Source organism: Streptomyces fuscichromogenes (assembly GCF_014645815.1).
Lineage (GTDB): Bacteria > Actinomycetota > Actinomycetes > Streptomycetales > Streptomycetaceae > Streptomyces > Streptomyces fuscichromogenes.
In genome coordinates, this window is sequence record NZ_BMML01000002.1 from 283,762 (window position 1) to 304,658 (window position 20,897).

Consider the following 20,897-nt stretch of genomic DNA (forward strand, 5'->3'; position numbering starts at 1 on the left):
CGACGCAGCGCATCAGCCCCACCGGCTGTGTCACGCCGGTCTCGGACCGTCGATCCTTCGCATCCGCGTTCCGAGGCCGGCTTTCCCACTTCTTCGAGCAGGAGGACAACGAGATTGCGACAGTCCCTCAGCAGGGGAATGGTCGCGGCCGCCGCTGCGACGAGCATTCTGTCCCTGTACGGCAGCCCCGCCCTCGCCGACACGGAAGCGACCGGAGCCGCCGGAGGCTCCCCGGGTGTCCTGTCCGGCAACAACGTCCAGGCCCCGGTGAACGTACCGGTCAACATCTGCGGCAACTCCGTGGACGGCGCCGCCGCGTTGAACCCGGCCTTCGGCAACTCCTGTGGAAACGTCTCCTCTTCGGAACACCACACCCGAACCCACGGGACCCCTTACGGCGACGCGGGCTACGGTGACACGGGCTACGGGAACCCCGGCCACGACAGCCCGGGTCACGGCACCGGTACCCATCGGCACCACGGCGAGGCACCCCCGCCCGGGTACGGCCACCAGGCTCCGCCGTCGTACGGCCACGAGACCCCGCCGTCGTACGGTCATGAGGCTCCGCCGTCCTACGGCCACGAGACCCCGCCCGCGCACGGAGGCGACGACTCGCCGCCCTGCGACGAGACCCCACCGGGTCACTCGACCCCGCCGGGGCACACGACGCCCCCTGGCGAGACGACGCCTCCGGGGCACACGACGCCCCCCGGCGAGACGACTCCGCCCGGCAGGTCGACGCCTCCGGGGCACTCGACCCCTCCCGGTCCCGGCCGGTCGACGCCTCCGGGGCAGACCGTGCCGCCCGCCGGCGGGCGGCAGCACGTGTCGCCGCCCGTGCTCGCGCACACCGGCGCCGAGGCGATGTTCGCCACCTCGGCGGCCAGTGCCGCGCTGATCGCCGGCGGGATGATCCTGTACCGGCGTGGGCGGGCCGGCTCGCGCCGGTCGTAGGGGAAACGGGTGCCGGACGCCGCTAACGCCCGGCACCCGTCGGTCAGGTGTGGACCGGGTCCGGCGTCGACTCCCGGCGCCCCGCCGGGATGCCCCAGCCGGCCGGTCCGGAGCGCAGCCGCCGCCGTACCCCGCGCACCAGCGTGCCCGCGGTGAAGCCGGCGCCGTGCACGAAGCGCATCGCCGGACCGAAGCCCGCGGCCGTGATCAGCCCGGCCAGGAACAGCCCGGGGTACGACGACTCGAACTCCCGGCCCACCTCGGGCGCCCCGTCGGCCCCCGTCACCAGCGTCGAGCGCAACTCGCCCGCGAGCAGCCCGAGCCGGTCCCGGGTGGCCCTGAACCCCGTCGCGGCGATGACGTGTCCGGTCTCCAGGGTGGCCGTGCGCCCTCCGCTGCCGGCCAGGTCCAGCCGTACCCCGGCCGCCGTCGCGCGGGCCGCCGTCACCTCCCGGTCGAGCAGCACCTCCACCCCGGCCTCCACCCGCTCCCGTACCCACCAGGCACCGGCCGGCCCGAGGGCGGTCGCCGCGATCCGGGCCCGGGTCGGCTCCGCGAGCCGCCGGTACAGGCCCGGCCGCTCGGAGTAGAACCAGTTGCGCCAGCCGGGGCCGAGACCGCTGTGCGGCGAGCGCACCGACTGCCACCAGGGGCGCTGCCAGGGCGGCGGCACGTCGTTCCAGAACAGCTCGTCCGCGCGGACCAGCACCCGTACCCGGCTGTCCAGTTCGGCGAGGAGCGCGGCCGTCTCCAGGGCCGCCTGGCCGCCGCCGATCACCGTGACGTCCCGCCCCCGGAAGCGGTCGAGGTCGGCGTGGTGGCTGCTGTGCGAGACGAGGTCGGGGGAGAGGCCGCGCAGGGCGGCGGGAATCTCGACGAAGGGCAGTACCCCGATGGCGAGGGCCACCGTCCGGCCGCGCAGCACCTCGCCGTCCGCCGTGGTCACCTCGAAGCCGCCGGCGCGCGGGGCGACGCGGGTGATCATGCGCTCGTCGACGGGCGGGGCCGCGTTGCGGGCGAACCACAGGCCGTACTCGGCGAACATGTCCAGCGGGATCGGCTGCCCGTGCCGGGCCGACACGCCACGGCCCGCGCAGTACACGTCCAGCCGCCAACGCGCCTCGGGATCCGACAGGTTGGAGGCCCAGGGCTCGGACTTGAGGAACATCCCGCGGGGCATGTGGTCGCGCCAGGACGCCATCGGGCGGCCGAACACCCGCACGTTCAGGCCCGCCGCCGCGGCGTGGGACGCGATGGACAGGCCGTACGGGCCCGCGCCCACCACCAGCAGGTCGTACATCAGCAGCTGCTCGCTTTCTCGTCGTCGGACCGGTCGGGCTGACCGGAGAGGCCGGGGAGGCCGGAGGCTCCGGGGGCGGCGGACACGCCGGCCACACCGGTGAGTTCCTCGCCCCGGGCGGCGGGCACGGGGGAGTGCGGGTGCGGTACCCGCGCGGCGCCGCCGTCGCGCAGCCGGTCGAGGAGCCGGCCCGCCACATGCCGGCCCCACAGCCCCCACATCGCGAGCCCCGGTCCCCGGTCGTCGGGCGCGGACCAGGCCAGCTCCCGCCCGCGCGGGGCCGGCCGCAGCGCGCTCAGCGGCGCGTAGTTCTCCACCACGAACGCCCGCCCGGCCAGCGGCGCCCCGTCCGGCAGCGGTCGGTGGGTCAGGTCCAGGTGCAGCGCGCGTACGACGTCCAGGCCCGCGCTGTCGGTGAAGAGCCGGAACTGGGCGCCCGGCCGGGGGTTGAAGTCGAGGAGGTGGTAACGGCCGGTGCTGCCGCAGCGCCGGAAGTCCAGGTCGAAGATGCCCCGGAAACCCAGCTCGCCGGTGATCCGCTCGGCCAGTCCCTGGACCTGCGGATTGGGTGTCCACAGGCCGACCGCGGTCAGTCCGGCGCCGCGCGGCCAGGCCCGCTGCTTACGGCCGGGGCCGCCCGACCGCACCACCCCGGTGCGGTCGGCGTAGCCGTGGAAGAACCAGTCGCGGTCCGGGCCCGGCGGCAGGAACTCCTGGAGCAGCAGCCTGCTGCCCGCCTCCTCGCTGCGCAGGAACAGCTCCACCGCCTCCTGCGCCGAGCGCACCACGACCGTGCTGCGCAGCCCGGACCCGGCCGGCAGCAGCCAGGGCCGGCTCCACTTGGCGATCACCGGCAGCCCCAGCCGCCCGGCAGCGGCGGCGGCCCGCTCGGCGCTGTCCGGGACCAGGGTCAGCGGGTGCGGGATCCCGGCGGCCGCGCACACCTCGGCCAGCTCGGCCTTGTCGGCGACGCGTTCGGGCAGGGCGCCGGGCTGCTGCGGGAGCAGGTAGGCGGGTGTGAGGTCCTCGCGGAGCCGGCCGGCCGCGATCGCGCTCGCGTCGTCCATCGGGATCAGCACCGCCGGACGGGCGATCCGTGCCGCCACCCGGCGCAGCACGGCCACGATCTCGGCGGGCGACGCGCCCGGTGCCGGCGGCGGATGCAGCTGCCGTACGAAACGGGACTTGCGGACCGGGCTGCCGGTGGAGTCGGCGACCACGTGGACGTCCACGCCGGCTCTGCCGAGCGAGCGCACGGCCCCCAAGGTGCCGTGGTGAAAGGGATTCCGGTCGATCCGCAGCAGAACCGCGGGGACCCGGATGTCTAGCAGCGACACGGACCTTTTCCTTTGCGTCGGTTCACCCGTGCGGGCGTTCGGGACACCCGAAAGCCGCAACCGCACTGGCGGAATTCATATTGATATGACTGAGTGTCAGTAACTGGCACTTCCTCAGGGATTCTGCGAACGGACGAGAACCGGTGGAGAAAGGAGCAGGCATGGCCCTGGAGCAGCGAAAGCGGCCGAGGTTCCGGTGGTACCGGCCGACCGTGGTCACGGCGGCCGTCGTCGTCGCCTCGGCGACCCTGGCGACCGGTCCGGGATTCGCCGCGGGCCCGAAGCCCACGGCGACCGCATCGACACCGGCACCGACGCCGTCCGTCCCGGCGCCCACGACCTCCGTCCCGGCGTCGGCGGCACCGCTGCCGGTGCCGGCCGCCCATGGACCGGCCTCCGGCGCGCAGGCCGTCGCGGCGCCCCCGGCCTTCGGGGCGTTCCTCGACTCCGGCCCGCTGGGCGTGGCCCGCATGGCCCAGCTGAGCAGCTGGCTCGGCGGCACCGAGCTCAAGGTCGCGCACACCTATCTGCCCGGCAACCGCTGGGCCGACATCGAGGGCGCCCCCGGATTCCTGGACGTCTGGGCGCACTGGCGACGGGAGAAGGCCGACCGGACGCTCGTCCTCAACGTGCCCATGCAGGAGCGCAACGAGGACGGCGTCGGGGACTACGCGGTCCGCTCGCTGCTGCGGCAGGGCGCGGCCGGTGAGTTCGATCACCACTTCCGGGCCCTGGCCGAGCGGCTGGTGGACCTGAAGGTGCCGGACACGGTGATCGTGCTCGGCTGGGAGATGAACGGCATCACCTACACCCATCGTTGCGGGCCGGACCCGGAGGCCTGGAAGGCGTACTGGAACAGGATCGTCACCACCATGCGTGCGGTGCCGGGCCAGAAATTCCGGTTCGATTTCACGCCCAGCCGGGGTCAGGACGCCGTACCGTGGACGCAGTGCTATCCCGGGGACGCCACCGTCGACATCATCGGCATGGATTCGTACGACCAGCCGACCGGACTCTCCTTCGACCAACAGGTGCGGGAGCCCTACGGACTTCAGCAGCACGTCGATTTCGCGAAGGCCCACGGGAAACCCATTTCCTATCCGGAATGGGGCCTCTTCCGCAACGGTGACAACGCCGAGTACATGCGGCGGATGCTCGCCTGGATGGACGAGCACAAGCCGCTGTACAACACGCTGACCGACTACTGCCCGCACGGTGTCTGGCAGTGCTCGGCCAACCCGCTCGCCGCGCGCGTCTACCGCGCGGCCCTCTCCGGCCGCCCCGACGCCCTGACACCGGCCCCGACACCAACGCCGGTCCCGACCCCGACCCCGAGTCCGGCTTCGACACCGGCCCCGTCGCCGGCCGTCTCGGCCCCGGCCAAGTCGCCGAGTCCGGCCCCGGCCCCGAAGCCGGCCGGCACGCCCGGCGCCACGTCCGCCGTCACGCCTCCGGCCGACTGCGCTCCGATGGACCTGGGTGCCTGGGTCGAGTACTGGCTCGGCGGGAAGCTCTGCGTCCGCCTCGACTGGTGGTCGCGCACGCCGGGCACCTCCTAGTGCCCCGGCAGGCACCGGGCGCCGCGACGGGGCGGACGTCGCCTGTCGGGGCACTAGTCCTGCCGGCGTTCCTTCCATCGGTGCCGCACCTCCTTGATCCGCTGCCGGGCGGCGGCGTCGCACAGCGCCGCCGTCAGCAGCGGGGCGGTGCGCCGCCGGGCCAGCAGCAGCCGCTGGTTGACGACCGGCCGGGGCCGCCAGTGGTGCTTGTACGGCTCGTCACCGCGCAGCAGGCTCAGCGCGCCCCGCTCGCCGGTGCCGGTGTGCTGGGCGCAGGCGTCCAGGAGCATCACGGCGACGTCCGCCTTGCGCTCCCGCAGCCGGGGATGCGCCCCGTACAGGTAGCCGCCGGCGAGGCTCGGCGACAGCAGGGTCAGGTCGACGGCGACCACCTCGTCGTCGAGCCGGAACTCGGTGACCACCGCGTCCCCGGACCGCACCATCGGCCCCACCGAGCGCACCAGATGCTCCTGGAACCGGGACTGGAGGTGCTCGGTGGTCACCTTGCGCCCCTGCCACTGGAGCCGGTGCAGATCGAGCAGCCGGCGCAGCGCCGCGTCGACCCCGTCGGGCGGTACGGCGTCCCGGCGCACCCCGAGCGAGCCCAGCTTGCGCAGCTTGGCGCGGACCCGCTGGGCCTTGTTCGAGGGCAGCCGGCCGACCAGCTCGTCCATCGACACGGCCGGCAGCTCCAGGCACAGCGAGTCGGGCACCTTCCGGCACGGGCCGCGCCAGCGGTCGTAGACCCGCTCCGCCGCGGCGCCGGGCCGCACCTCGCGGAAGTCGATCAGCGCCGTCCGGGCCGCCTCCGCCAGCTCCCGGGTGAGCGCGCCCGCCACCCGGCCGTCGTCGGCGTCGGCGAGCAGCACGTCCGCGTAGTCCGAGATCGCCCCGCCGAGCGGCACCAGGGTGGGCAGCGGCCGGTGCACCAGCATCAGCGGCGCCGCGCCGACCAGTTCACCGCCGTGGCGCACCACGACGAGGCGGAGCCGGCCGGGGATGCCGTAGGAGCGCCACCAGGAGTGCAGCCAGGGGTGGCTCTGGAACGGGGTGGCCGTGCCGCACCGCCGGTACAGGCGCCCCCAGGCCGGGGCCAGAGCGGCGAAGGCGCCCTCGTCGGTGACGAGTTCGGTGGTGTACGCGGCCAGCGTCGGACGGGCCGTCGTCGTCACAGCTGTCCGTGCGCGTCGGCGGCGACGGCCGGTCCGGGCACCGAGGCCTGGACGGCGGCTTCCTCCACACGGCGCCGGGGCCGCACCAGCAACACCAGCGCGCCCAGCAGACCGCCCGCGCTCGCGCCCACCAGACCGGTCACCTTCGAGGACGCCGAGGTGGCCGCGACCGGCTTCAACGCCCTTGAGAACTGGAGGAGTTCGACGTTCGTGTCGGCCTTGGTGTAGTTGGCGTGCCGGATGAGCGAGCGGGCCACGGCGTTGGCCATGTCGGCGGCCTGGAGACGGTGCGGCGAGGTGGCCGTGACGGCGACCATCGGCGCGTCCGGCGAGGTCTCCGTCTGCACGCTGCTCTGGAGCGTCTTCACCGGCACCCCGGCCCACACCTGCGCGTCCCCGAGCACCGCGAGCTGCGTCGCGACCCGGCCGTAGGCCTGCGCGAACCCCTGCGCGGACGCGGTGTCGGCCTTGTCCGCGGGCACGGCGATGACATAGCTGGTGGCCGTGTAGCTGGGCGGCGTCAGCACGCCGTAGGCGCCGCCCAGCAGTCCGCCGGCGACCACCCCGGCCGCCAGCAGCGACCAGGGCGGGAACGCGCGGGAGGACGGGCGGGACGCTCGGACGGTGTTCTCGGTCATGGCGTACTGGCTCCCTGGGATGTGGTGGCGAGTGCGGCCGCGTAGACGTCCATGAGCTGGGCGGCGCTGCGGGTGATGCTGTAGTGGCGGGCGGCGTCCGGTGCGCTGCGCGGGCCGGGTCCGGCGGCGCGGGCGGCGGCCAGCGCCCCGGCGTAGGCGTCGGCGCCGCCCGCGACGCGGCGGGCGCCCGGGGCGGCGGCGGACGGCAGGTCCTCGACGGCCGGGCAGGAGCTGTAGAGCACGGGCAGCCCGGCGGCCAGCGCCTCGACGACCGCGAGCCCGAACGCCTCCTCGGCGGAGGGCGAGGCGAACACGTCCATGGCGGCGGTGAGGTCGGGCAGGTCGGGGTCCTGGGCGAGGCCGGGGTCCTGGGCGGCGCCGGGGTGTGGCGCGCCGTCGCAGACGTAGGGCCGCTCGCCGGCGAACAGCACCCGGCCGGCCACCCCGGCGTCCCGGGCCGCGCGCCGCAGGGCGTCCTCCTCGGGGCCGCCGCCCACCAGCAACAGCCTGCAGTCGGCGGGGAGCTGGGCCAGCGCCCCGATCAGGACGTCGAACCGCTTGCCGGGCGCGAGCCGCCCGACGGCACCGACGAGCCAGGCGTCCCGCGGGATGCCGAGCCGGTCGCGGACCCGCTGCCGCCGGGCCGGGTCGAAGCGGAACCGCTCCAGGTCGATGCCGTTGGGGACGACCTCGATCCGCGGCCCCGGCACCCCCCACCGGCGCAGCCGCTCGGCGACGGTCGGCGAGACGGCCACCGTGGCCCGCCCGAGCCGCTCACCCGCCAGGTACAGCGCCCGCACCCCGGCGGTCAGCGCCCGCCCCTCCAGCTGTGAGTCGCCGAGCGAGTGCTCGGTGGCGACGACGGCCCGCACGCCCGCGAGGCGCGCGGCGATCCGGCCGTAGAGACAGGCCCGGTACAGGTGGGTGTGGACGAGGTCGTAGCGGCCCCGGCGGATCAGCCGGACCAGTCGGGGCAGCGCGGACAGGTCCCGGTTCCCGGTCATCCCGAGGTGGACCACCCGCACCCCGTCCGCGGCCAGTCCGCGCGCCACCGGTCCCGGATTGGTGAGCGTGACGACGTCGCAGGAGACCGGCAGGTGCCGCAGCAGCAGCCGCAGCTGCTGCTCCGCACCGCCGACCCCGAGCCCCGTGATGACGTGCAGTGCCTTCATTCACAGCCCCTCGACGGGACGGCGGCGCAGCCGGTGCAGCCGGTACTTCAGGAAGAGCCGCACGGCGTTGTCGTTCTGCCCGATGTGCACCCGGGGCAGGGCGTGCGGCCCGTTCAGCGGACCGGGGTCGATGGCGCAGGCATAGCCGTACCCGGCGTCCCGTACGGCGTCGACGGCACGCCGGTCGACGGTGCCGTAGGGGTAGCAGAAACCGTCGACGGGTGCCTGGAGCAGTTCCTCCAGCCTCGCCCGGCTGTCGGCGGTCTCCGCCCGCAGGGTCTGCGGGTCGGCCTTCGTCAGGTCGACGTGGGTGAGCCCGTGCGAACCGATCTCCACCCCGCCCCTGGCCGCCCGCCGGATCCCGTCGGCGGTGAGCAGCGGCCTGCGCGGGCCCAGCGGGTCCCAGGCGTTGTCGCCGCCGAGCCGTCCGGGCAGTACGAACAGGGTGGCGCCGCAGCCCCAGCGGTCGAGGACGGGCAGCGCGTGGTCGAGGAAGTCGGCGTACCCGTCGTCGAAGGTCAGCCCCACCAGCCGGCGCCCCTCGCCGCGGGACCGGGCGGCGAGCAGTTCGGCCACCGACACCCCGCGCAGTCCCCGCCGGCGCAGCCAGCCCAGCTGTTTCTCCAGGCGCTCGGGGGTGACGGTGATGCGGTACGGATCGTCGGAACAGTCGCCCACCGAGTGGTACATGGCGACCCAGGGGACTGGGCCGGTGGCGTGTCCGGCCTTCGCGGCGGACTCGGTGGCCTCGGTGGCCTCGGTGGACTCAGCGGACTCAATGGAAGACGGCATGCGCGAGCCTTCGGGTGGCGGTGGCTACGGAACGGAGTGCGGGAGCGAAACCCTGGGCGTCCAGGGCCCAGCCGAGCAGGACGAAGACGACGGTGACGGCGGTGGCGCCGGCGGCCAGACCGGTGAACGGGTCCGCCGGGCGCGCGGCGACGAAGATCCCCACGGCGGCCGCGGCCACGGCCGCCCGCACCGGACGGCTCAGCTCGGCCAGCACCCGCCGGGTCCGGATCGGTACGCTGCGCGGGCCCATGCCGGCCAGCAGGAGCAGGGCGGTGGCGGTGATGCCGGTGGCGTTGGCGGCGGCGATCCCGGTGACGCCGTACCGGCCCACGGTCAGGGCGCCGATCCAGGAGGTCACCACGATCCCGGCGGCCATGGCGCCCACCGGGTACCAGGTGGCGCGGCCCGCCGAGAAGTAGGAGCGGACCAGCACCCCGACCAGGGTCTGCCCGAGCAGCCCGAGCGCGTAGATCCGCATCACCCCGGCCGTGGCGGCGGTGTCCGCGGCGGTGAACGCGCCGCGCTGGAAGAGCAGCAGGATGAGCTGCGGCGCACAGGCCACCACCACGGCGGTGCCGAGCAGCACCACGCTCGCGGCCACCGAGAGGTCCCGCTCCACCCGGTTCCGGGCCCGCTCGGTGTCGCCCTCGGCCAGCGCCCGGGCCACCACCGGGAAGGTGACCGTGCACAGCATCATCGACATCGTCATCGGGATCTGCGCGACCTTCTGCGCGTAGTTCAGGTGCGAGATGGCCCCGGAGTGCAGGTGCGAGGCGAGGAACCGCTCGATCAGCACCTGCGACTGCCGGCACAGCGCGAAGAGCAGCACGGTGGCCATCAGCGTGACGTTCAGGGGCCGTTCCCCGGCGACGGCCGCGGTGCTCTTCCCGGTCCTCGGCCTGTGCCGCAACCGCCGCAGCAGCGAGGGAAGTTGTACGACGACCATCAGGGCGCCCCCGGCCGCGACCCCGAACGCGGCCGACCGCACGCCCCAGTGGCCGCCGAGCGTGAACATCGCCGCGATGATGCCGGCGTTGTAGGCGACGTAGATCGCGGCCGGCGCGAGGAAGCTCCGGTGCGCGCGCAGGGCGGCGCTGCAGTAGCCGGCCAGCCCGAAGGTCAGCACGCAGGTGGCGGTGAGCCGGGTGCAGCCGACGGCGAGCCCGGGGTCCCGGAGCCCGGGTGCGAGCACCTCGACGAGCTGCGGGGCCCCGCCGACCAGCAGGGCGCCGACGGCGGCGAAGGCGAGGGCCAGCCTGGGCAGCGTCCCGGCGACGAGGGCCCGGACGGGGTCGCCGGGCGCCCCCTGCGCCCTGCGGGCGAGGGCCATGCTGAAGGCGGGGATGAGAGCGAAGGCCAGCCCGTCCTCGATGAGCAGCGTCGCGGCGAACTCGGGAACGGTCCAGGCGACGAGGAACGCGTCGGTGTCCCGCCCGGCCCCGAAGAGCCGCGCGAGGGACTGGTCGCGGACCAGCCCGAGCAACGACCCGAGCACGGAGAGGACGGCGGTGACGAGGGCGGCCCTGGCGAGAAAACCGCGCGTGGGGCCGGCGCTCTCAGCGCCGGCGCCGACACCTTCCTTCCTGGGGGCGCGGGGCTGTGACATGTGCGGCTCCGCCGCGTGGGCGCGACCAGCCACATCGGACCCGCAGTCGACATCCGACCCTTCCACTCCCGGCATCCGAGAAGGCGTCACCGTCATAGCGCCGCGGCTTCCTCGGCACGCTCCGCCCCCACCAGCGCCCACCAGGCCACCACCCCGAACACCACCGCCGTGAGCACGGTCGACGGCCCCCCGATGTCGCCGTACGCGAAGTCGACCAGCTGCCAGACCAGCAGCCCGCACCCCACCAGCGCGCAGTCGAGGCCGTCACCGCCCCGCACCCGCCACAGCCCCCGCAGCCCGCACGCCAGCAGCGCCAGCCAGCTGCCCGCCAGCGCCAGCAGCCCGAGCAGCCCCTGCTCGCTGAGCACCAGCAGATACATGTCGTGCGGCGACAGCAGCGGCTGTTTCCGGTACGCGGCCCCCGCCCCCTCCGTGTCGCTCCCGGACGACAGCGCCAGCGAGGCGTGCCCGTCCCGGTACGCCGGGAAGTTCTTCAGGCCGACGCCGGTCACCGGGTGCTCCCGCCACATCCCGGTCGCCGCCGCCCACAGCGTGTACCGGTCGACCACCGACTGGTCCGGCGCGTCCGTGACCTGCCCGATGCTGCTGATCCGCTCCTGGAGCATCGCCGTACCGACCCCGAAGCCGCCCACCAGCACCACACCGGCCGCGACCGCGACCGCCGCCACCTTCAGCGCCCGCCGCAGGCCGGCCAGGGCGAGCTGCACCCCGCAGGTCAGCACGGTCGCGATCCAGGCGCCCCGGCTGAAGGACAGGGCCAGCGGCAGCAGCAGCCCGAGCGCGCAGGCGCCCGCCGCGATCCGCTGCCGTACCGGCGCCCGTCCGAGCGCCAGACCGAGCGCGCAGACCAGGCCGAACGACACGACGGTGGCCATCCCCATCACGTCCTGCGGCCCGAAGGTGCCGACCGCGCGGATCTCCTGGCCCTGGTAGGACGCCCCGGTCCCGGTGAGGTACTGGTGCACCCCGACCGCGCCCTGCCAGCCCGCCAGCCCCACGAACGACCAGGCCAGCAGCCGGAGGTCGGCGCGGTCCCGGACCAGCAGCACGACGGCGGCGGGGACCAGGACGAACACCTGGAGGTAGCGGCCGAGGCCGGTCAGTCCGGCGCCCGGCGAGGCCGCGCCCATCGCGGCGACGGCCAGCCCCACGACCGGTGTGCCGAGCACCGTCACGGCGGTCGCGGACAGCGGGCGCCGCCGTTCCCGCAGGGTGCGCACCGCGGCGTACAGCACCACAAGGGCGGACACCGCGTCGGCGGGCCCCGCGCCGCCCTCCGCGCCGCCCGGGGCGAGCGGCAGCGCGAGGACCGCGAGCACGGCGACCGCGGCCAGCACCGGCGGCAGCCGCAGCGGCCCGGCCGGCGAGAGTGCGAAGCTCATTCTCAGCTCCCCGTCGGGCGCACGAGCGCGGCCGCGGTGCGCAGCAGGATGCAGACGTCCTGCCACAGCGACCAGTTGTCGATGTAGGCGTTGTCGAAGCGGGCCCGGTCCTCGATGGAGGTGTCGCCGCGCAACCCGTTGACCTGGGCGAGGCCGGTGATACCGGTCCGCATCCGGTGGCGGGCCGCGTAGCCCGGGTAGCTCTGGCTGAACTGGCCGACGAAGTAAGGCCGTTCGGGGCGCGGGCCGACCAGGCTCATGTCGCCCCAGAGCACGTTCCACAGCTGCAGCAGCTCGTCCAGCGAGGTCTGGCGCAGGAAGCGGCAGAAGCGGCTCATCTCGACCTCGCCGGCCACGCTCCACCGGGTGGCGGCCTCGTGCGCGTCGACCGGGCGGTGGGTGCGCAGCTTCAGCAGGGTGAAGGGGCGGCCGTCCTTGCCGATCCGCTCCTGCCGGAAGACGACCCCGGGTCCGTCGGTGATCCGCAGCACCGCCGCGCACACCAGCAGCAGCGGGCCGGCCAGCACCAGCGTCGCCCCGGAGACCGCGATGTCCAGGATCCGCTTGCCGATGCTGCCGCGCCGCCGCGAGCCCATCTCCAGCCGGCGGCAGGAGAACCCGGCGAGCTGGTCGCGCATCTCGTACGCCGGTGAGTCCGCGTCGACCTCCCACACCACGCAGCCCGACTCGGCCAACGCCCGCAGCAGCGGGCCCTGTTCGGTGCGGACGGCGGGGTGGACGGTGAGGACGGCCCGGACCCCGTTCTGGATGAGGGCCCGCTCGACCTCCTCGCCGGTGGTCAGCACGGGCAGGCCCGCGGGCCCCTCGGGGTGTTCGGCGACGACGCCGACCGGGCGCACCCCGCAGTCCGGGTGGCGCAGCACGGCGGCCGCGACCCGCTGGGCGGTGGCGGCCGGGCCGATGACCAGGGCGGCACGCGGCCGGCGCAGCAGGGCGCGGCGGCGCCGCCAGTGCACCAGCCCGCGGCCGGCGACGGCCGTCGCCGCGTGCAGGGCGAAGCCCAGCAGCAGGACCCGGGCGGACAGCGCCCGGTCCGGGTGCCAGGCGGCGAGGGCCGCGGCCAGGCCCAGCCAGACGACGGCGATCCGGCCGCAGACGACGGGGAGTTCGTCCAGGATCCCGGTCATCCGCCGGATGGTCCGCGGGCGCAGCAGTACCGCGCCGGCCGCCAGCAGACCGACCAGGACGGGCCGCCGGACGGCCTCGTCGAGCGCGGCCGCGCCGAGCAGCGCGGCGCACAGGTCGGCGGCGAGCAGCGGCACCGGGGAGGCGGGCCGCGCGGGCGGCCGCCGCAGCGGGAACCGGAAGCCGCCGGCGGTGCGCGGCGGCAGGACCGAGACAGGCGAGAGTCCGTGGTCCCGGGGCTGCGCGCCGGGGGAGGGGACGGTGCTTTCCGCGGTCACGAGTGGATGGACTCCCTGCACTCGAAGGACACCAGCGGCCGCCCGCCGAGGAGTTCGCGGTACAGCTCCGCGACCGCCTCCGCCGAGCGCCGCACATCGTGCGTGGACAGGACGTGCCGGCGTCCCTGGCCGCCGAGCGACGCGCGCAGCTCCGGGTCGAGGAGCAGCGCGGCGACGGCCCCGGCCAGCGCGCCCGGCCGCCCCGGCGGGACCAGACAGTGCGCCGCGTGGCCGGGCGGCAGGCTCTCGCGGGCGCCGTCGACATCGGTGACCAGCACCGGGCGCCCGCAGGCCAGCGCCTCCAGCGGGGCCAGCGCCATGCCCTCCCAGCGGGACGGCAGCACCACCAGGTCGGCGGCCCGGTACCAGGGGCGGACATCCGCGACGGCGCCGGTGAACTCGACGGAACCGGGGGCGAGTCGGCGCAGCGCGTCCCGGTCGGGTCCGTCGCCGACCAGCACCAGCCGGGCGTCCGGCACCCGGCGCAGCACCTCGGGCCAGGCCCGCAGCAGCACGTCCTGGCCCTTCTGCCGGCACAGCCGCCCGACGCACACCACCAGGGGCGCTCCCCGGCCGGGGGCGCAGGGGGCGCTGGAGGCGCTGGGGCTGCTAGGGGCGCTGAGGGTTCCGAGGTCTCCGGGTGTTCCGTGCACTCCGGGTGTTCCGTGCACTCCGGGTACTCCGGGTACTCCGGGTACTCCGGGCGTTCCAGGTACTCCGGGTGCGAAGTGCGCGGTGTCGATGCCGTTCGGTACGACGGTGTAGCGGGCGCGGATGCCGGCGCGCACGCCGGTCGCACGCTCGGCCTCGCTGACGCACAGCACCCGGTGCGCCCAGCGCGCGCCCCACCGCTCCCACCGCAGCGCCAGCGCGGCGGTGGCGCCGCCGACCGCCTCGAAGGACCAGGCGTGCGGCTGGAACAGGGTCGGGACGCGCCCGCGTACGGCGAGCCGTCCGGCGAGGCCCGCCTTCGCGCTGTGCGCGTGCACCACTGCGGGCCGTACCTCGTCGAGCAGCCCGGTGAGGCGGCGCACCTCGGCCGGGAGACCGGCGCCCGGGGAGCGGTCCGCGTGCCACCCGCGCACCTCGGCGCCCAATCCCCGTGCGCGCTCGGCCAGTTCACCGCCGGGGCAGGCCACCGTGACCCGCATGCCGGCCGCGAGCTGAGCCTTCGTCAGGTCCAGGACGACCCGGGCCACACCGCCCTCGACGGGCTGAGCCAGGTGGAGGACCCGTGGCCGAGGGTCGGTTGCTGATGGCTGCATACGCGGATTTCCTCGCTCGCGGGGGGCGCTCGGGACTGCGGGCCGGAATGCGCCGCACTACGGCGCGTCCACAGCGGCGAAGAGCGCGCCCGCCCACGCCGCGTCGCGCTGGGAAACGAGCCGGAAGGTCAGCTGGTCACCGCCCTGGACGAGAGCCGTACCTAGATCGAACACATCCGAGTCGTAGCCGAGCGTGTTGGCGTACGCGGGCTCACGCCGGGCGCGTACCGGGCCGGGTTCGTCGATCGTGGAGTTGAGTACGTCGTCGGCCGGGTCGGCGGAGTCATGGAGCGGGACGGGTGCGTGGCCGGCGGTGGTGTAGGTGAGCGAGTCGCCGGTACCGCCCCGGTCGCCGTTGTAGGCCACCAGACCCACCTGACCTCCGGCGCCACGCGGGGCGTGTAGCCCGTTCAGCCGAACCTCGGCCGGCCGGTCCAGGGAGTCGAAGCCGTCGTGGAGGGAGAGCGTGCGCCGCGGTTGCGCCGGGTCCTCGTACGCCACGACCAGCGTCCAGCCGCCCCAGGCGCCGGACCGGGACCTGCCCATCGCCGTGTTCACCTGGCCGACCGTCCACATCCCCGGGCCGCTGGACCGGACCAGGGCGGTGACGTCCGCCGAGGCCTGGAAGGCGTCCGCGCCGCGGGCCACCCGGTGGCCCACCACGGTGTCCGCGAGCAACTCCTTGTAGGCGCCGCCGGGTTCGGCGATCAGCACCCGCCCGTTGTCCCGGGCCGGCTTCTGTTCGCCGGCCAGCAGGTTGCCGCCCCAGTACAGCCGCGCGTACGTCACCCGGGAGCCGGCCGGCAGCCGGAGTTCGGCGCGGGAGGAGTTGTAGGTGCCGGGGTCGTCGTCCACGTCGACGTAGAACATGTCGAAGTTCCCGTTCACCGCCGGGACTTGGCCCTCCCGGGCGGCCGCGCAGGGCGGCTCGGACGGGGCGGCGGCCGCGGTGCGGCAGCTGGTGGACGCGTTGGCCGCGCGGGCGAATCCGCCGTGCTGCACCGCGTGGTAGCGCTCGGCGAACGGGATGCGCGCGGACTCCGGGGCGGGCGGTGCGGTCGCCCGGGCGGTGCCCGGTGCCCAGATCGCGGCGAGGGCGAGCGCGCCGACCGACGCGCGACGCAGCAGCGGCGGGCCGAGGGGATTGCGCATGACCGGCTTCGCCCTTTCGGGGAGAGGGAGAAAGTGTGCGATGTAATGGCAATACGGGCAAGTCGGGAGATGCGCAACTCTAGTCTCTATCCGTACTAATCCGGCGAAACCGATCAAGTGTGTCGGATTGGTGAAGGAGGGCTCCCGGGAGATCACTCCTTTGGCGGCACAACCCGAGCCGGTGCCACGCGTTGACACAGCGCTGGGCATCCGCCCGGATGTTTGTTTCGATCCCAAGGAGCATCTCTCCATGTCGCGTATCGCGAAGGGCCTGGTCCTTTCCACCGCCGCCGTCGCGGCCGTCGCCGGCGGCGCCGGTGTGGCCGCCGCGGACAGCGGGGCGAACGGCGCCGCCGCCCACTCCCCGGGCGTGCTGTCTGGCAATGTGATCCAGGTTCCGATCCACGTGCCGATCAACCTCTGCGGCAACACCATTGACGTGGTCGGTCTGCTGAACCCCGGGTTCGGCAACACTTGCGTCAACGGCTGACGCAGCGGCTGTTCCCTTTCGGCCGGCCGTCCGCCCGCGCACCCCGCGGGCGGGCGGCCGGCCCGCGTCCGTCCGGGCGCTTCCCCCGAACGGGCGGCTGCGGGTGGCGGTGGGCGGACGAGCGGTTGCGGGCCGGCACGGGTGATTCCACGGTGGGCAGCAGGATCCGACGCACACCGAAAGGAACACCCATGCGCGCTCTGCCCGCACGGCGTCTCGCGTCCACCGCGCTCTGCGCCGCCCTTCTGGCCGGGGTCGCCGGCCCGGCGGCCGCCGCCGCCCCGGCCCACGAGCGCACCCGTGCGACCCATCGGGCGCCCGCCCCCGGAGCCGACGCCCTCCTCGGCCGGACCAGGTCGCTCGGCGACCTCGCCGCCGTGCTCGCACCGGTCACCGACCTGCTCACCGCCGCACTCAAGGCGGACAACGGCCAGTTGGCCCCCGAACGGGCGGCCCGGCTCGCCGCCGCGGCCAGGTCGGCGATCACCCGGCTCACCGCGCCGGCCCCGGCCCAGCAGTCGACGGCCCAGCAGTCCGCCCCGGCCCGGCCCGCCGCGGTCGCCCAGGCCAAGGGGCTCGGCGGCGAACCCACGGCCAAGGAGCTGACCGACGACGCGCTGAAATCCCTTCAGACCGCGATCGACAACCTGGTCAAGGCCGTCACCTCCGGCGACGCGGGCCAGGTCGCCCCGGCCGGCACCGCCGTCCTGACCGGCCTGGCCGACTACCTCGCCGCGCTCCTGCTCGGCGGCGGCCTGCCCGCGCCCGCCCGTGCCGCACGGCCGACCCTGCCCGGCCTCCCGGCGACCGTGCTCCTGCCGCCGCCCTCGTCCTGACCGGGCCTTTTCAGGGAATTTGATCTCATATGTCTTCCGCGCACGGGGTTTCCGGCCCGCCGGGACATCGTTAGGCACGCCGAAAGTCGCCGAAGAAAGGAACACGATGAAGTCCCTGAAGGCCGCCGCCGTCGTTGCCGGTTCCGTGGCTCTCGCCGGCGTCGCCGCGCCCGCGTTCGCCTACACCACCGCCGACCTCACCCCCACCAGCCTCAACGGCGCCGTGAACACGCTCACCAAGGGCCCCCTGACCCTGGACGACGCGCTGCCGATGCCGCTCCAGCACCAGTCGGACGCGCTCGACACCGAGAACAAGCAGTCCGTGCTCAGCACGGTCAAGGGCGCGGCCGGCAGCCTCAACCAGCACAACCCGCTGCTCGGCGGCCTGCCCCTGCAGAGCTGAGGCGACGCGGCCGGGGCCTGCCACGGGGCCGTTCGAGGGACACCGTTCGAGTGACAGCGGGGGTGTCCCTCGTTCGTGTGGCGGAGCCCCGCGGGCGTCCGCCGGTCGGGTGAGCGGGCACCCGTCCGCCCGGCGGCCCGGCGATACGGTCGCGCGGTGACCTCAACCCCAAGCGAGACCCGCCCCTTCCGCATCGCCGACCTCGGCACCCTCGTCGTACTGGCCTGGAGCGGCGAGGCGCCCGACGGCAGTGACATGCCCTACCTGCTGGCCTACTCCCTCGGTGACGCCGAGGGCGGTCCGCGGGCCACCTCGGCCGCGATCGGGACGCTGCTGGCGAACAACGGGCTGCCGGTCGGCGGCGACGTCGTCGACGGCACCGCCCGGCCCAGCCTGCCCGTCACCCTGCTCGTCGAGGCCGGCCAGGCCGTCCTCAACCTGGCCCCGCTCAACGCCCAGTGCCCCGCCCCCGAGGAGTGGCTCGCCGCGGTCGCCGAACGCGGCTACGCCTACCTGGTGTTCACCACCCGCCCGTGGCCCGAGGGCGAGCCGGGCAAGCCCGTCACCCCCGAGGCGCTGAAGGACTTCGCCGGGGCCGAGGAGACGCTGACGGCCGCCGCGCACGTCGTACTGCCGGCCCGCAGCCTGCGCGGCTGATGGCGCGGACCGCGGGCGCCGGGCGGGGGTTCGCGCTGCTGACGGTGGTCACGGGGGCGGCCGGGCTGCTGGCCTCCTGGGTCATCACCCTCGACAAGTTCAAGCTGCTGGAGAACCCGCGCTTCGTGCCCGGGTGCAGCCTGAACCCGGTGGTGTCCTGCGGCAGCGTGATGAAGAGCGACCAGGCCTCGGCGTTCGGGTTCCCCAACCCGATGCTGGGCCTGGTGGCCTACGGCATCGTCATCTGCGTCGGCATGAGCCTGCTGGCCGGCGCCCGCTTCCCCGCCTGGTACTGGCTGACCTTCGACGCCGGCTGTGTGTTCGGCGTCGGGTTCGTGTCCTGGCTCCAGTTCGAGTCGCTGTACCGGATCAACGCGCTGTGCCTGTGGTGCTGCCTGGCCTGGGTCGCCACCATCCTGCTGTTCTGGTACGTCACCTCGCACGCCGTACGCCGGCGGTTCCTGCCCGCGCCGGAGTGGCTGCGCGCGTTCCTCGGCGAGTTCACCTGGGTGCTCCCGCTGCTGCACATCGGAGTCGTCGGCATGCTGGTCCTGACCCGCTGGTGGGACTTCTGGACGAGCTGACGAGCCGACGAGCCGACGAGCCGATCAATGCTGCACCCGGGTGAATTGTGAACTGATGTCGTTTTCCGGCTCGTTACCCGGTACGGACCTCGCTCCCCGCATCCTGAAAGGGCCCGTACCTGAGATGAAGCCGACCACCCGAGGAACCCTTGCCGCCGTCGTCACGGGCGTCGCGGCCACCGTGGCGGCCGTGGGTGCCGCCGCCGGGCCCGCCGCCGCGGCCGGCGCGGTCCCCGTTCCCGTGCCGTTGGGCGGCGTCGGGAAGTCCCTCGACATGGAGGTGCCCAGTGTCGGCATGGAGCTGCCGCTGCTGACGCCCGGCGCCCCCGACGGGCCGCGCTACGTCGAGGGCCGGCTGCTCCCGGACCGCGCCCTGCCCCAGCTGCCGGTCCGCGGCGGGCTGCCCGGCCTCGGCCTGCGTGCCCCGCTCCCGCACGTCCTCGGCGCCGACTTCGACCACGTCGGCGTCGACGCCCCGGCCGGCGACCTGCGCACCCTCGCCCCCGGCCTGTCGGTGGAGGCCCCGCTCACCGCGCCCGACCCGAGGAACTTCGGCCTGCCCGGCCTGCAGAGCCCCCGGGCGGGCCTGCTCGCCCCGGTCGTCCAGACCGTCGCCGGCGGCGACCTGGGTGCCGGGCCCGGTCTGTGACTCCCCCGCAGAACGGCGGTTCCGGCCCGCCCGTGCACCGGATGGCGGCGCGGCGGTGACCGGGCGGCCCCTCGGACGGTTACCGGTACCGACAGCGATCGGTGAACCGTACGAGGAGTGAGCATGGTCGTCGGATTCGGTGGTGTGGCGGTGGGCGCGGAGCCGGGCGCCGGGCAGCCGGACAGAGCCGGGGCGGGCAGACCGACCCGGCGCGAGATGACGCGGGGGCTGCTCGCCGCCGCGGCCGCCCTGGCACTCGCCCCGGTCGTGGCCGCCTCCCGCCCGGTGCCCCCGGCGGACGGGTCGGCCGGCACCTCCTTCGACGAGACCTACCGGGGCCGCCGTATCCACGGGGTCCTGGTGCCGACGGCGGGACGGGTCGCCGGGCAGGGCGAGTGGGAGGTCACCGTGGACGGCCGGCCGCTGCACCTGATGCGGCGGGCCGACGGCACCTGGCTGAGCATGGTCGACCACTACAGCTCGTACCCGACCCCGCTGGAGGCGGCGCGGGCGGCCGTCGACGAGATCGGGCCCGGGCAGCGGCTGCGGGACCTGGCGCCGGGGCCGATGGGCGGGGGACACATGCACATGGGGGGAGACCATGGCGTACGTGCGTAAGGACGTCGGCAGGCTGACGGCCGGCGAGCGCAAACGGCTCGTGAAGGCGTTCCTGGAGGTCAAACGGCGGGGCGAGTACGACGAGTTCGTGCGGATGCACATCGACTACTACACCTCCGACGGCGACGACGGGCTGCGCACCGCCCACATGGCACCCTCCTTCCTGCCCTGGCACCGCCGCTTCCTGCTGGACCTGGAGCGTGCCCTGCGCCGGGTGGACGGGTCGGTGACCGTGCCGTACTGGGACTGGACCCGGGACCGTACGAAGTCCGCCGTGCCGTGGACGAGGGACCTGCTCGGCGGGAACGGCCGGGCCCGGGACCAGCAGGTGATGACCGGTCCGTTCGCCTATGCGGGCGGGCACTGGACCATCAAGGAGGGCATCACCGACGGCGAGTTCCTCGCCCGGGACCTGGGCCGGGCCCGCGACCCCATCGAACTGCCCACCCGGGCCGAACTCGACCGGGCGCTGGCCGACCCGGCGTACGACGTCCCGCCCTGGGACTCGACCGTCACCCGGGGCTTCCGCAACAGGCTGGAGGGCTGGGGGACCGGGTCCGGCAGCGCGTCCTGGCACAACCACAACCGGGTGCACCGCTGGGTCGGCGGGGCGATGCTCGGCGGCGCCTCCGTCAACGACCCCGTCTTCTGGTTCCATCACGCCTTCATCGACCTGCAGTGGGAGCGCTGGCAGGCCCGGCACCGCGGGCAGCGCTATCTGCCGGCGCGGCCGCCGGGGGCCACGGACCCGCAGCACGGCCGGGTCGTCGCCCGGGGCGAGAAGCTGCCCCCGTGGGACGTCACCCCGCAGTCGCTGGAGGACGTGAGCCGGATCTACCGGTACGCCTGAGCGGCCCCGGACACGGGAAGAGCCCCGGTGCACAGG

At 74.8% G+C, this 20,897-nt stretch carries 21 protein-coding genes; 10 read left to right on the forward strand and 11 right to left on the reverse strand.

Features of this window, described 5'->3' with window-relative positions; genetic code table 11:
- The first annotated feature begins 114 nt into the window (after positions 1–114).
- Entirely contained in the window at positions 115–954 is an 840-nt protein-coding gene (locus IEZ11_RS52195; RefSeq protein WP_229712809.1) for a chaplin, read from the forward strand.
- Positions 955–997: 43 nt separating this feature from the next.
- On the opposite strand, the gene IEZ11_RS05080 is transcribed toward IEZ11_RS52195, so the two are convergent.
- Both IEZ11_RS05080 and IEZ11_RS05085 read right to left on the reverse strand, forming a co-directional pair.
- Positions 998–2,254 carry an NAD(P)-binding domain-containing protein gene (locus IEZ11_RS05080; protein WP_189261354.1) on the reverse strand — a complete coding sequence of 419 codons (1,257 nt, stop codon included), beginning with the start codon at positions 2,252–2,254 and terminating at the stop codon, positions 998–1,000.
- Entirely contained in the window at positions 2,254–3,591 is a 1,338-nt protein-coding gene (locus tag IEZ11_RS05085) for a carboxylate--amine ligase (RefSeq protein WP_189261355.1), read from the reverse strand. Before IEZ11_RS05085 ends, IEZ11_RS05080 begins: the two co-directional genes overlap by 1 nt.
- A 161-nt stretch (positions 3,592–3,752) precedes the next feature.
- On the opposite strand from IEZ11_RS05085, the gene IEZ11_RS05090 reads away from it, so the two are divergent.
- Entirely contained in the window at positions 3,753–5,150 is a 1,398-nt protein-coding gene (locus IEZ11_RS05090; protein ID WP_189261356.1) for a glycoside hydrolase family 26 protein, read from the forward strand.
- A 53-nt stretch (positions 5,151–5,203) separates the two neighbouring features.
- Here IEZ11_RS05090 and IEZ11_RS05095 read toward each other — a convergent pair whose 3' ends face one another.
- The 9 genes from IEZ11_RS05095 to IEZ11_RS05135 all read right to left on the reverse strand — a co-directional run bounded on the left by IEZ11_RS05095 (position 5,204) and on the right by IEZ11_RS05135 (position 15,774).
- Complete coding sequence (locus IEZ11_RS05095) at positions 5,204–6,322, reverse strand: GNAT family N-acetyltransferase (protein ID WP_229712810.1); 1,119 nt, start codon at positions 6,320–6,322, stop codon at positions 5,204–5,206.
- Positions 6,319–6,960 carry a YveK family protein gene (locus IEZ11_RS05100; protein ID WP_189261357.1) on the reverse strand — a complete coding sequence of 214 codons (642 nt, stop codon included), beginning with the start codon at positions 6,958–6,960 and terminating at the stop codon, positions 6,319–6,321. Before IEZ11_RS05100 ends, IEZ11_RS05095 begins: the two co-directional genes overlap by 4 nt.
- The gene (locus IEZ11_RS05105) at positions 6,957–8,132 is read right to left on the reverse strand and encodes a glycosyltransferase (protein WP_189261358.1); all 1,176 of its coding nucleotides are present in this window, start codon (positions 8,130–8,132) and stop codon (positions 6,957–6,959) included. The genes IEZ11_RS05100 and IEZ11_RS05105 overlap by 4 nt, the downstream gene beginning before the upstream one ends.
- Positions 8,133–8,822, reverse strand: coding sequence for a polysaccharide deacetylase family protein (locus tag IEZ11_RS05110; protein WP_189261733.1), 690 nt, complete (start codon positions 8,820–8,822; stop codon positions 8,133–8,135).
- An 85-nt stretch (positions 8,823–8,907) separates the two neighbouring features.
- Positions 8,908–10,530, reverse strand: a complete 1,623-nt coding sequence (locus IEZ11_RS05115) for a lipid II flippase MurJ (protein WP_229712812.1) — start codon at positions 10,528–10,530, stop codon at positions 8,908–8,910.
- A gap of 92 nt (positions 10,531–10,622) precedes the next feature.
- Positions 10,623–11,933, reverse strand: coding sequence for an O-antigen ligase family protein (locus IEZ11_RS05120; protein ID WP_189261360.1), 1,311 nt, complete (start codon positions 11,931–11,933; stop codon positions 10,623–10,625).
- Positions 11,934–11,935: 2 nt separating this feature from the next.
- Positions 11,936–13,357 carry an exopolysaccharide biosynthesis polyprenyl glycosylphosphotransferase gene (locus IEZ11_RS05125; RefSeq protein ID WP_189261361.1) on the reverse strand — a complete coding sequence of 474 codons (1,422 nt, stop codon included), beginning with the start codon at positions 13,355–13,357 and terminating at the stop codon, positions 11,936–11,938.
- Positions 13,354–14,622, reverse strand: coding sequence for a glycosyltransferase (locus IEZ11_RS05130; protein ID WP_189261362.1), 1,269 nt, complete (start codon positions 14,620–14,622; stop codon positions 13,354–13,356). Before IEZ11_RS05130 ends, IEZ11_RS05125 begins: the two co-directional genes overlap by 4 nt.
- A gap of 57 nt (positions 14,623–14,679) precedes the next feature.
- Entirely contained in the window at positions 14,680–15,774 is a 1,095-nt protein-coding gene (locus IEZ11_RS05135; protein ID WP_189261363.1) for a DUF3344 domain-containing protein, read from the reverse strand.
- 250 nt (positions 15,775–16,024) lie between these two features.
- On the opposite strand from IEZ11_RS05135, the gene IEZ11_RS05140 reads away from it, so the two are divergent.
- From IEZ11_RS05140 to IEZ11_RS05175, 8 genes are all read left to right on the forward strand, one after another.
- Entirely contained in the window at positions 16,025–16,264 is a 240-nt protein-coding gene (locus IEZ11_RS05140; RefSeq protein WP_189261364.1) for a chaplin, read from the forward strand.
- Positions 16,265–16,455: 191 nt separating this feature from the next.
- Positions 16,456–17,100: a hypothetical protein gene (locus IEZ11_RS05145; protein WP_189261365.1), complete on the forward strand. Its 645-nt coding sequence runs from the start codon at positions 16,456–16,458 to the stop codon at positions 17,098–17,100.
- Positions 17,101–17,206: 106 nt separating this feature from the next.
- A complete protein-coding gene (locus IEZ11_RS05150; protein WP_189261366.1) occupies positions 17,207–17,503 on the forward strand; it encodes a hypothetical protein in 297 nt (98 codons plus the stop codon).
- A gap of 156 nt (positions 17,504–17,659) precedes the next feature.
- Positions 17,660–18,160: a DUF5949 family protein gene (locus IEZ11_RS05155; protein WP_189261367.1), complete on the forward strand. Its 501-nt coding sequence runs from the start codon at positions 17,660–17,662 to the stop codon at positions 18,158–18,160.
- Positions 18,160–18,744: a vitamin K epoxide reductase family protein gene (locus IEZ11_RS05160; protein ID WP_189261368.1), complete on the forward strand. Its 585-nt coding sequence runs from the start codon at positions 18,160–18,162 to the stop codon at positions 18,742–18,744. Before IEZ11_RS05155 ends, IEZ11_RS05160 begins: the two co-directional genes overlap by 1 nt.
- A gap of 124 nt (positions 18,745–18,868) precedes the next feature.
- Entirely contained in the window at positions 18,869–19,393 is a 525-nt protein-coding gene (locus tag IEZ11_RS05165; RefSeq protein WP_189261369.1) for a hypothetical protein, read from the forward strand.
- Between the two features lie 123 nt (positions 19,394–19,516).
- Complete coding sequence (locus IEZ11_RS05170; protein ID WP_189261370.1) at positions 19,517–20,011, forward strand: tyrosinase family oxidase copper chaperone; 495 nt, start codon at positions 19,517–19,519, stop codon at positions 20,009–20,011.
- Positions 19,995–20,861 carry a tyrosinase family protein gene (locus tag IEZ11_RS05175; RefSeq protein WP_189261371.1) on the forward strand — a complete coding sequence of 289 codons (867 nt, stop codon included), beginning with the start codon at positions 19,995–19,997 and terminating at the stop codon, positions 20,859–20,861. The genes IEZ11_RS05170 and IEZ11_RS05175 overlap by 17 nt, the downstream gene beginning before the upstream one ends.
- The last annotated feature ends 36 nt before the right edge of the window (positions 20,862–20,897 follow it).

Bases quoted from the DNA above. Each gene is read 5' to 3' on its own strand.
- IEZ11_RS05105 (WP_189261358.1), bottom strand. From the start codon at position 8,132: ATGAAGGCACTGCACGTCATCACGGGGCTCGGGGTCGGCGGTGCGGAG.
- IEZ11_RS05165 (WP_189261369.1), top strand. From the start codon at position 18,869: ATGAAGCCGACCACCCGAGGAACCCTTGCCGCCGTCGTCACGGGCGTC.
- IEZ11_RS05100 (WP_189261357.1), bottom strand. From the start codon at position 6,960: ATGACCGAGAACACCGTCCGAGCGTCCCGCCCGTCCTCCCGCGCGTTC.
- IEZ11_RS05150 (WP_189261366.1), top strand. From the start codon at position 17,207: ATGAAGTCCCTGAAGGCCGCCGCCGTCGTTGCCGGTTCCGTGGCTCTC.
- IEZ11_RS05145 (WP_189261365.1), top strand. From the start codon at position 16,456: ATGCGCGCTCTGCCCGCACGGCGTCTCGCGTCCACCGCGCTCTGCGCC.
- IEZ11_RS05110 (WP_189261733.1), bottom strand. From the start codon at position 8,822: ATGTACCACTCGGTGGGCGACTGTTCCGACGATCCGTACCGCATCACC.
- IEZ11_RS05135 (WP_189261363.1), bottom strand. From the start codon at position 15,774: ATGCGCAATCCCCTCGGCCCGCCGCTGCTGCGTCGCGCGTCGGTCGGC.
- IEZ11_RS05130 (WP_189261362.1), bottom strand. From the start codon at position 14,622: ATGCAGCCATCAGCAACCGACCCTCGGCCACGGGTCCTCCACCTGGCT.
- IEZ11_RS05175 (WP_189261371.1), top strand. From the start codon at position 19,995: ATGGCGTACGTGCGTAAGGACGTCGGCAGGCTGACGGCCGGCGAGCGC.
- IEZ11_RS05140 (WP_189261364.1), top strand. From the start codon at position 16,025: ATGTCGCGTATCGCGAAGGGCCTGGTCCTTTCCACCGCCGCCGTCGCG.
- IEZ11_RS05170 (WP_189261370.1), top strand. From the start codon at position 19,517: ATGGTCGTCGGATTCGGTGGTGTGGCGGTGGGCGCGGAGCCGGGCGCC.
- IEZ11_RS05080 (WP_189261354.1), bottom strand. From the start codon at position 2,254: ATGTACGACCTGCTGGTGGTGGGCGCGGGCCCGTACGGCCTGTCCATC.
- IEZ11_RS05115 (WP_229712812.1), bottom strand. From the start codon at position 10,530: ATGTCACAGCCCCGCGCCCCCAGGAAGGAAGGTGTCGGCGCCGGCGCT.
- IEZ11_RS05160 (WP_189261368.1), top strand. From the start codon at position 18,160: ATGGCGCGGACCGCGGGCGCCGGGCGGGGGTTCGCGCTGCTGACGGTG.
- IEZ11_RS05120 (WP_189261360.1), bottom strand. From the start codon at position 11,933: ATGAGCTTCGCACTCTCGCCGGCCGGGCCGCTGCGGCTGCCGCCGGTG.
- IEZ11_RS05090 (WP_189261356.1), top strand. From the start codon at position 3,753: ATGGCCCTGGAGCAGCGAAAGCGGCCGAGGTTCCGGTGGTACCGGCCG.